This is a genomic window from Kitasatospora nipponensis, from assembly GCF_039528135.1.
Lineage (GTDB): Bacteria > Actinomycetota > Actinomycetes > Streptomycetales > Streptomycetaceae > Kitasatospora > Kitasatospora nipponensis.
On sequence record NZ_BAAALF010000200.1, the window covers coordinates 1 to 10144 of the forward strand.

Annotated in this window: 7 protein-coding genes and 1 pseudogene; 5 read left to right on the forward strand and 3 right to left on the reverse strand. The window is 73.7% G+C overall.

What is annotated here, in order from left to right; genetic code table 11:
* The 5 genes from ABD323_RS34160 to ABD323_RS34180 form a co-directional block, all read left to right on the forward strand.
* Window positions 1-1164: UDP-N-acetylmuramoyl-tripeptide--D-alanyl-D-alanine ligase (locus tag ABD323_RS34160; RefSeq protein WP_344445962.1), on the forward strand; the 1164-nt coding region annotated here is incomplete at its 5' end.
* 101 nt (window positions 1165-1265) lie between these two features.
* A complete protein-coding gene (locus ABD323_RS34165; protein ID WP_344445963.1) occupies window positions 1266-2174 on the forward strand; it encodes a glycosyltransferase family 2 protein in 909 nt (302 codons plus the stop codon).
* Between the two features lie 188 nt (window positions 2175-2362).
* Window positions 2363-3688, forward strand: coding sequence for a S53 family peptidase (locus ABD323_RS34170; protein WP_344445964.1), 1326 nt, complete (start codon window positions 2363-2365; stop codon window positions 3686-3688).
* Between the two features lie 536 nt (window positions 3689-4224).
* Window positions 4225-6393, forward strand: a complete 2169-nt coding sequence (locus ABD323_RS34175) for a putative Ig domain-containing protein (RefSeq protein WP_344445965.1) — start codon at window positions 4225-4227, stop codon at window positions 6391-6393.
* Window positions 6394-6525: 132 nt separating this feature from the next.
* Window positions 6526-7455, forward strand: a complete 930-nt coding sequence (locus ABD323_RS34180) for a hypothetical protein (RefSeq protein ID WP_344445966.1) — start codon at window positions 6526-6528, stop codon at window positions 7453-7455.
* Here the strand turns inward: ABD323_RS34180 and melC2 are convergent.
* From melC2 to ABD323_RS34195, 3 genes and pseudogenes are all read right to left on the reverse strand, one after another.
* Window positions 7449-8276 carry a tyrosinase MelC2 gene (melC2, locus tag ABD323_RS34185; RefSeq protein ID WP_344445967.1) on the reverse strand — a complete coding sequence of 276 codons (828 nt, stop codon included), beginning with the start codon at window positions 8274-8276 and terminating at the stop codon, window positions 7449-7451. The two genes, ABD323_RS34180 and melC2, sit on opposite strands and share 7 nt — an antisense overlap.
* Before the next feature lie 63 nt (window positions 8277-8339).
* Window positions 8340-8789 (reverse strand): apotyrosinase chaperone MelC1, encoded by a 450-nt coding sequence (gene melC1, locus ABD323_RS34190; RefSeq protein ID WP_344445968.1) that lies wholly within the window; start codon window positions 8787-8789, stop codon window positions 8340-8342.
* A 345-nt stretch (window positions 8790-9134) separates the two neighbouring features.
* Window positions 9135-10144: pseudogene (locus ABD323_RS34195) on the reverse strand (hypothetical protein); the annotation flags it as partial.

Here is a 10144-nt window from a genome sequence, read left to right on the forward strand (position 1 = left end):
GCGCTGGCGCACGCGGTGCTGGCCCTGCTGCGGGCGCTGGCCGCGCCGGGTGCGGAGCCGGGCTGGCCCACCGTGATCGTGCCGACCGGCTCGGCCGGAAAGACCGGCACCAAGGACCTGCTGGCCCAGGTGCTGGCGACGATGGACACCACGGTGGCCACCCCGCTCTCCCACAACGACGCGATCGGCCTGCCGCTGACCGTGCTGCGCGCGGACGCCGCGACCCGTTACCTGGTGGCCGAGATGGGCGCCGGCCGGGCCGGGGACCTGCGGCACCTGACCGGCATCCTGCCGCCGTCGGTGGGCCTGGTGACCACGGTGGGCACCGCGCACCTGGGCGGGTTCGGCGGCAGCCGGGAGGCCGTCGCGGCGGCCAAGGGCGAGCTGGTCGAGGCGCTGCCGGCCGACGGGCTGGCGGTGCTCAACGCGGACGACCCGTACGTGCTGGCGATGGCGCGGCGCACCCGGGCCCGGGTGCTGACCTTCGGGCGGGACGCCGGGCAGGTGCGGGCCACCACGGTCGCGCTGGACCGCACCGGGCGGCCCTCGTTCATCCTGACCGGCGAGCGCGCCGGGGCGGGCGTGCGGGTCACCCTGCGGATGCCAGGCGAGCACCACGTGGCCAACGCCACGGCCGCCGCCGCGGTCGCCCTGGGGCTCGGTGCCGACCTCCGCCAGGTGGCCGAAGCCCTGTGCAAGGCACGGCAGTTGACGCCTGGTCGGATGGAGATCGCGGAGCGTCCGGACGGCGTGACGGTGGTCAACGACGCGGTCGACGCCAATCCGGACTCGATGCGCGCCGCGCTCAGCGCGCTGGTCGCGATGTCCGCCGACGGCGACCGGCGCACCGTCGCCGTGCTCGGCGAGATGGCCGAACTGGGCGCCGCCTTCGAGGAGCAGCACGCCGAGCTCGGCCCGCAGCCGCCCGCCGCCGGGGTCGGCGAGCTGATCGCGGTCGGCAGCGCCGGCGCGCGTCTGGTGCACGAGCAGGCGGTGGCCGGCGGGGTGCGCGCCACCCTGGTGCCCGACCGCGACGCCGCCCTCGCCCGGCTGCTGGACGGCTTCCTGCGCTCGGGCGACCTGGTGCTGCTGAAGGGCTCGTGCCGCACGGGCCTGGAGGACACGGCGCGCCGGCTGGCGGCCGTCCGCGCCGACGCCGGCTGAAGCCCCGAACGACGGCCCCGCCGGACCCCGGGCAGGCCTCTGCCGCCGGGCCCCCGACAGATCCCCGACGATCCCCGACACAGAAGACGAGAGGTACCGAGATGGCTGACGGTGTGGCACCCGTGAGCGTGGTGATCGCCGCCTACCAGGCCGAGCGCACGCTGGGCGCGGCGCTGGCCTCGGCGCTGGGCCAGGTTCCGCGGCCGGCCGAGGTGATCGTGGTGGACGACGGCTCGCGCGACGGCACCTCCGCCGTGGCGCGCTCCTACCCCGGCGTGCGGGTGATCGAGCAGCCGAACCAGGGGCCCTCGGCGGCCCGCAACACCGGGATCCGCGAGGCGACCCAGCCGTGGGTGGCCTTCCTGGACGCCGACGACGTCTGGCTGGCCGGCAAGCTGGCCCGCCAGCGCTCGGCGCAGGCCCGCCACCCCGACGCCGTCCTGCTCGCCGGTGACCGGGAGCCCGCGGGCGGCGCACGGCGGCGCGCGCCCGAGCCCGCGGGCGGGCGCCCGCGCGAGACCCGGCTGGGCTACCGCGACCTGCTGCTGCTCAACCGCTTCCAGACCTCCACCGTCCAGGTGCGCACCGAGGCGCTGAGCCGCTGCGGCGGCTTCGACCCGACGGTGGACGGCGCCGAGGACTGGGACCTGTGGCTGCGCTGCGCCCGGCTGGGCCCGGTGGTCAAACTGGACGTCCCGCTGGTGATGTACCGCGAGGAACCGGCCGGTCACGGCGGGAACCTGGGCCGGCTCTACTCGCGGATGCTGCTGATGCTGGACCGCGAGCGCGTGGAGACCTCCCTCACCGCCACCGCCTTCGCCCAGGTGCTGACCTGGCACTACCTGCGGTTCGCGCTGGCCTTCCTGGTGGCGGGTCAGTCCGCCGACGCCCGGCGGACCTGGCGGGAGCTGCGGGTGGCCGGGCTCGTGGGGCACGTGCCGGCGGCGGCCGTGCGCCACCTCGCGCCCTTCCTGGCCGGTCGGATGGTGCGCCGGCTGCGCGGGGTGTGAGCCCGGGCGTCCGCGGCGGTGCGGGCGGTGCGGGTGCGGCGGGCGCGGCGGGTGGTGCCGGCGGGGCGGTGGCGGCGCGGGTGCCGGGGTGGCTTGATCTGCCTCTCGCCAGGCGATCAGCGGTGCTCCTAGGGTGGTGACTTGTCCTGACCCCGTCATATCCACGCCCAGAGGGGACCCACGTGTCGATGTCCGCAAGCCTGAGACTCGCCGTCGCGGCGGCGGGCGCGTTCGCGCTCGCCCTGGTACCGGCGGCCGGTGGCGCCCTGACGGCGGCTCCCGCGCCGCGACCGTCGGTCGGGGTGCACCCGGTGACCGCGGTGCACCCCGCCCGGGCGGGCGCTCCCGCCTCCGGCGGTGACCCGGTGCTGGCCGCGCCGATCTCCACCAGCGACTGCCTCGCCCAGCTGCAGCGCGCCTGCTACTCGCCGCTGCAGTACCGCACCGCCTACCGCCTCGACCCGCTGTACCAGGCCGGGATCACCGGCAAGGGACGCACCATCGTGATCGTCGACTCGTTCGGCTCGCCGACCATCCAGCACGACCTCGACGTCTACTCCGCGCAGTGGGGCCTGCCCTCCAGCCAGGTGGAGGTGGTGAAGTGGGGTCAGGTGCCGCCGTTCGACCCCACCGACGGCGACATGAACGGCTGGGCGAGCGAGAGCACCCTGGACGTCGAGGCCGCCCACGCCGTCGCGCCGGGCGCCAAGATCGTGCTGCTGGAGACCGGCGTCGCCGAGACCGAGGGCCCGGTCGGCGTGCCGGAGATGATGAGCGGCATCAACCACCTGGTGGACGCGGGCGACGCGGACGTCGTCTCGATGAGCTGGGCCACCAGCGAGGCGATGTTCCCCGGCTTCGACCAGGGCGACTACACCAGCCTCACCACTCTGCGCTACGCCTTCACCAACGCGGCCCGCCACCAGGTCACGCTCACCGCGAGCTCGGGCGACGGCGGCGGGCACGCGAACCGGTTGGACGCGGCCTGGCCGGCCGGCGACCCGCTGGTGACCGCGGTCGGCGGCACCGAGCTGAAGCTGGACGACCGCGGGGTGCGCAGCGCCCCGGACGCCGCCTGGTCGGGCAGCGGCGGCGAGCTCTCCCAGGTCTTCGCCCGGCCCGGCTACCAGAACCCGGTGCGCTCGGTGGTCGGCGCCCACCGCGGCACCCCGGACATCAGCATGGCGGGCTCGCCGAACGGCGCGCTCTGGCTCTACTCCAGCTTCGACCCGGCGCACACCGGCTGGACGGCCGACGGCGCGGGCACCAGCGAGTCCTCGCCGCTCTTCGCCGGGGTCGTCGCGCTCGCCGACCAGGCCGCCGGCCACCGGCTCGGGGTGATCGACGAGGACCTGTACCGGCTGTACGCCCAGCACGCGCCCGGGCTGGTCGACGTGACGACCGGTTCGACCGGCGCCGGCGGCTTCCCCGCCGCCCCGGGCTACGACCAGACGACCGGGGTGGGCACGCTGGACGCCACCCTGCTCGTGCAGGAACTCGCCCACCGGCACTGAGCCGGAGCTCGGCCCGGCGCCGCCGAGCCGGCGGCCGGGACCCGCTCGCGGGCCGGCGGACCGACCCTTCGGGGACGGTCCGCCGGCCCGCTTCCGTGTGCGGGCAGTGACCGGTCCGGGACCCCAACTTCTGAGCCGGCTCTGAATATCGGCGCCGCGGGGGCCGCGCCGGTACAACGCGTTGACCCGTGTTCGCCAACTCTGCTTTGCTTCACCGCAGCGAACGGCGCACCACCTGTCAGACCGCCAGAAACCGTGTGATTTCCAGGCGTTGCCATCCCTTCCCCGCCGGAACAGGACGAACGCTCCCCGCGGACCGCCATGCCGTGCCCCCAGCACCTCCGCCGCCCGGGCTCCGGGCTGCGCAGACACGGCCCGACGCCTCCGCTCCCGTCCTGGTGCGCCATCGTCCGGCGGGCGGTCCGGGTCACCGGGCCGACCGGCACCACCGGTGCGCCCTCGCCGCCCTGTCCCACGTAGCCGCCCACCCGCGCTGACCCGTGCCGGTGTGCGGCAGGAGAGAGGATCCCCCACAGATGGGTACCCCCCACATCCGCGGCACGGTGCGAGCGGCCATCACCGGCCTCGCGTCGTTGTCCCTCGTCACCGGTGCCATCATCGCCGCCGCCGCACCCCAGGCCGTGGCCGCACCGTCCGCATCGCAGAGCACCAGCTCGGCGGTCGCCAACCCCTACAGCCCGCAGTACCAGCACCCGTACCGGCACGGGGCGATGCCGACCATCCAGCAGAACGACAAGATGAAGGCGTGGGCGGCCGACCAGGCGACGCCCAACGCCACGACCGGTCCCGAGACGCTGTCCTACGGTGGCGGCATCGACGGCATCGGCGTGCAGAGCGGCCACTCCAAGGTCTACCTGGTCTTCTACGGCAACCAGTGGGGCTCGCAGACCACCGACGCCAACGGGAACGCGAAGTTCTCCGGCGACTCGGCCGGCGCGGCCGGCGCCGCGCAGCAGATGTTCAAGGGCATCGGCACCAACGGCGAGACCTGGTCGGCGGACCTGACCCAGTGGTGCGACGGCCCCAACGTCAGTGCCGGCGCCACCAGTTGCCCTTCGAACGCGGCCTTCGTGCCCTACCAGAGCGGCGGCGTGCTGGCCGGCGTCTGGTACGACAACGCCGCCGCCTCGCCGAGCGCGGCCACCGGCCACCAGCTCGGCGTGGAGGCCGTCAACGCGGCCGCCCACTTCGGCAACACCACGGCCGCGGCCAACCGCGACGCCTACTACGTGGTGCTCTCGCCGCACGGCACCAACCCGGACAGCTACCAGAACCAGTACTGCGCCTGGCACGACTACAACGGCGACAGCACGCTGACCGGCGGCGCGGTGACCTCGCCCTACGGTGACATCGCGTTCAGCAACCAGCCGTACAACATGGACTCGGGTGCGGGCTGCGGCGTCGGCTTCGTCAACTCGCCCGGCACGCTCGACGGCTGGACCATGACGCTGGGCCACGAGTGGCACGAGATGATGTCGGACCAGAACCCGGCGGGCGGCTGGACCAACCAGCAGAGCGGTAGCTCCTTCAACGGTCAGGAGAACTCCGACGAGTGCGCCTGGCTGAGCCCGGGCACCGCCGGCGGCGCGGCCAACATCAGCTTCGGCTCCTTCGGCACCTACGCCGAGCAGGCCAGCTGGTCCAACGACACCAACGCCTGCGCCATCTCGCACGCCATCCTGACCCACGGCAACACGGTGACGGTGAACAACCCCGGTAACCAGAGCACCGTGGTGGGCACCGCGGTCTCCAAGCAGATCACCGGCTCGGACAGCGCGTCGGGCCAGACCCTGACCTACTCGGCCACCGGTCTGCCGGCCGGCCTGTCGATCAGCTCCAGCGGCCTGATCTCCGGCACCCCGAGCGCCGCGGGCACCTCCTCGGTGACCGTGACGGCGACCGACACCACCGGCGCCACCGGCAGCACCAGCTTCACCTGGACGGTCACCTCCACCACCGGCAACACGGTGACGGTGAACAACCCGGGCAACCAGAGCGGCACCGTGGGCACCGCGGTCTCCCTCCAGGTCACCGGCTCGGACAGCGCGTCGGGTCAGACCCTGACCTACTCGGCCACCGGTCTGCCGGCCGGCCTGTCGATCAGCTCCAGCGGCCTGATCTCCGGCACCCCGAGCGCCGCGGGCACCTCCTCGGTGACCGTGACGGCCAAGGACACCACCAACGCCACCGGTAGCGCCTCCTTCTCCTGGACCGTGGCGACCGGCGGCGGCTGCACCGGCGGCCAGCTGCTCGGCAACCCGGGCTTCGAGACCGGCACCGCCGCGCCCTGGACCGCCAGCGCCGGCGTGATCGACAACTCCTCCTCCGAGGCGGCCCACGGCGGCTCGTGGAAGGCCTGGATGGACGGCTACGGCTCGACGCACACCGACACGCTGTCGCAGACCGTCACCATCCCGGCCGGCTGCCACGCGTCGCTGAGCTTCTGGCTGCACATCGACACCGCGGAGACCGGCACGACGGCGTACGACAAGCTGACCGTGCAGGCCAACTCCACCACGCTCGCCACGTACTCCAACGTCAACAAGAACACCGGGTACGTGCAGAAGACCTTCGACCTGTCGAGCTACGCGGGTCAGAGCGTCACCCTGAAGTTCACCGGCACCGAGGACTCCTCGCTGCAGACCAGCTTCGTGATCGACGACACCGCGATCACGACCAGCTGACGGATCGAGCACCGCACGCGGCGGCCGCCTCTCACTCGAACGGGTGAGGGGCGGTCGCCGCCGTCGTGGGGGTGCGCTGTGGGGGGCCTCGTGGGGGTGCGCTGTGGGGGTGCGGCGCACGACACTGGTGCCATGAGCACCGTGCTACCGAGCACCGCGCGCCCGGGCTGGCAGCTGGTGGTCGGCCCGGTCCTGATCGCGGTGGCCTGGCCGGCCTACTGGACGGTCACCGGCCGCTACTCCGAGGACCTCTTCCTGCCGCTCTGGCTGGGCTACGTCATCACGGTCGACGGCCTGGTGCGGCTGCGCACCGGCACCAGCCTGCTGACCGCCCGGCCGCGGCTGTTCCTGCTGCTCCTGCCGCTCTCCTCGGCACTCTGGGTCTTCTACGAGCTGTACAACCACGTGCTGGGGAACTGGCGGTACCTGGCCTCCGCGCGGCACGGGCGCCTGCTGTGGGACCTCGTCCAGGCGGTCCACTTCAGCACGGTGATCCCGGTGCTGTGGGAGACCCGCGACCTGCTGCGCCCGCTCGTGCGGCCGGCCCGGGTGCGCGGGCGGCGGCTGCCGCTGTCGCGGGCCGGCGAGCGGGCGGTCTGCGCGGCCGGGGTGCTCGCGCTCGTCGTGCCGCTGCTGGCGCCCCGGCAGACCTATCCGCTGCTCTGGTGCGCCCTGTTCCTGCTGCTGGACCCGGTCAACCTGTGGCGCGGCCGGCCCAGCCTGCTGGGGGACGCCGCCGCCGGGCGGTGGGGCGAGGCGGTGCTGCTCGCGCTGACCGGGCTGGTCGGCGGGTTCTTCTGGGAGTTCTGGAACAGCGGGTCGGCGGGTTACCGGTGGGTCTACGACACGCCGGGCGTCAACGGCTGGCCGCACCTGTTCGAGATGCCGCTGCCCGGCTACCTCGGCTACGTCCCGTTCGCCTTCTCGGTCCACGCACTCACGGTCCTGGCCCTGGGCCCACTGCTGCCGGCCACCGGGCGCCGGCGCGCCGCCACCGGCCCGGCCACCGGCTCCGTCAGTCGTTCGGGCTGCGAGGAGCCGGTCGGCGGCGAGGGTCAGTAGGCGCTGTCGTAGGTGTAGAAGGCGGTGTGGTCCAGCAGGGCCGCCGGGGTGACGTCGTTCCAGGGGCGCAGGGGTTCGTCGAGGGCGACCACGTCCGCGGTGGCGGCGCGGGGGAGGTAGCCCTGGTCCGGGTGGCGGCGCTGCCAGCCGGCCCAGAGGCGGTCGATGAAGCAGTGGTGCAGCCAGAAGACCGGGTCGTTGGGGGACATGCCGGTCTCCATTGCCCCGCCGACCCAGACGTGCACGCGGTTGTGCAGGTTGACGCCGGTCCAGCCCTCCAGGTTGTTGCGGAAGCCGTCGGAGGAGCTGTTCCAGGGCGCGGTGTCGTACGGGGTGAGGGCCAGCACGGAGTCCACCTCCGCCCGGCTGGGCAGGTCGGCGACCGCCGCGCCGAGGGAGCGGGCCAGGTAGGGGCGGCTGTCCGGTCGCACGGTCAGCGTCCAGGCGCCGGCGCCGTGGGCGAACGGGCCGGTGGTCACCCGGCCGTCGCTGCCGTCGCCGTCGCCGCCCAGCAGGTCGGCCGCCCAGAGCGAGGCGTCCGGGGTGCGGTCGGTGGTCCAGTCCCAGTAGGGCAGTGTCACGGCCGGGTTGACGCGCTGCAGGGCCTGCTCGAAGCGGAGCAGGAAGGAGCGGTGCCAGGGCAGGAAGGACGGCGAGCGGTGGCCGGTGCGGGCGCCGTCGTCGGTGTCGCTGAGGATGAAGGAGTTGTGGGTGCTGACGAAGGCGTCGTAGCCGCCCTGCCGCTTGAGGGTCAGGACGGCGTCGACGAAGTCGCGCTTCTCGCGGGCGGTCAGGGTGGCCTGGTTCTTGCGCACGGCCATGCGTCCTCCGGGTGAGGGTGAGGGTGAGGGTGAGGGTGAGGTGAGTGGTTCGGTGGGCCGGGGTCAGGCGGCGAGCGGGACCAGGGCGGCGCCGCGCAGCCCGTGCACGGCGGCGCGGGCCAGGGCGCGCGGGGTGCTGAAGGTCTGGTAGTGGTTGATGACGCTGATCCAGGTGCCGTCGGCGTTGCGCATCAGGTGCAGCTCCTGGTCGTCGATCCGCACCAGGTAGCCGGCGCCGCCGTGGTGGTGGCCCGTGGCGCTGTGGCCCGTGGCGCTACCGGTCGGCAGGGGCCTGCCCTGGATGCGGCGGCCCTGGAAGACCTCGTCGAAGGTGTCCGAGGCCTGCGGCCCGGCGGCCGAGGAGCGGGTGGCGGTCGGCCGGGACAGGCTCAGGGCGACGGAGGCGGTGGCCGCCGTCAGGGCGACCGCGGCGCCCTGGAGCAGGCGACGGCGGGTCAGGTCGGTGCTGCTGGTCGCGCTGGTCGTGTCGGTGGTGCTGGTGGTGCCGGACATGGCTGTGCCCCCTGCTGACGAGACGGGTTCCCCCACGAACGACGGCCGCCTGTCGAAAACGCCTCGTCAGCGGCACCGTGGCGGTGCCTCGCAGTGACGTGGGCGGTGATCGGCCGTCGTTCCTCATTCCTATCAGGGGCCCGGGGCGTCGTCGCCGGATGCGATCATTCCGTGTGGGCGGATGGTGACTTCTGGACAGGTCGTGGAGAAAGTTGCATCTTTGACCAGCGCGAGACCTTCGACCACGAAGTGAGTTCGGCCCGCCGGGCAGGAAATCCTGCTGCTCGGCGGCCGGATGGCAGCAAGGTGTCCGGTCTTGACGGACTGTTTGTGACCGTCCTTACGTCAGCAGGATGGCGCGATGCCGTAGCCCTCCGCCGGCAGCAGGTCACGGAAGAGCTGCTGCCACAGCTCGGGGGGCAGGTCCGGGGCGGGTCGGCCCTCGGGCGTCTCCAGGACGGCGCGGCGCAGCAACTCCCGCTCGGCCGGTGAGCTGTTGAGGGCCAGCAGGCGCAAGAGTGCGCCGAGCGCCTCCCGGTGGACCGGGTCGCGCGCCTCGCGGGTGACCGCCCAGTGGAAGAACCAGGCCGCCCGCTCGATCATCAGCTCGTCGCCGATCTCCCGGCCGCCCGGCGAGCAGTAGAAGTAGAGCCGCTGGGCAAGGACTTCGGCGCAGAGCGCGGTGCGCTCGGCGGCGGTGCGGTCGGCGGCCTTCTTGAAGTGCCAGAGCACCGCGTTGAAGTTCTCCCAGTCGTCCTTCAACGCGTCCAGCCGGTCCAGGAGATGGCGGTCCGACAGCTGCTCGGACGGTTCCTCCGGCGGGGCCGGTGCCGGTTCCGGTTCGGGTTCCAGTGGTGCGGGTGGTGCCGGTGGTTCCAGTGGTGTGGGTGGTGCCGGTGGTGCTGAGGCGGCCGGGGCGGTGGGGGCGGGGGCCTGGGGGTGGATCCGGCCGGTGTGCAGGAGCTGGTCCAGCTGTCCCAGTCGCTGCGCGCTCGGCAGCCGGGCGCCGTCCTCGACCCCGCGGACCAGCTCCGGCAGCCCGGGCGGCCCGTCCGGATCGGCCAGGTAGCGCTCGACCAGCAGCGTGGCCAGCTCCTGCGCCTGGTCCCGCGGCGGCTGGGCGGGGTCGACCCGGCTGAGCCGGCCGTCCTGGCCCGAGCTGGGCAGCCACTCGGCCACCGCCGTGAGCAGCAGCGGGTGGGTGTCCACGGTGTCGTAGGTGGCGAAGGTCCAGGGCCGGCCCAGCCAGGAGCTGCCGAAGACGCCGTGCAGGCCGAAGACCACCAGCGCCGTACGGTTCTCGGCCGGCCAGCCCGGCAGCGCCCCGCTCAGCAGCGACAGCCGCCGGTGCGGGA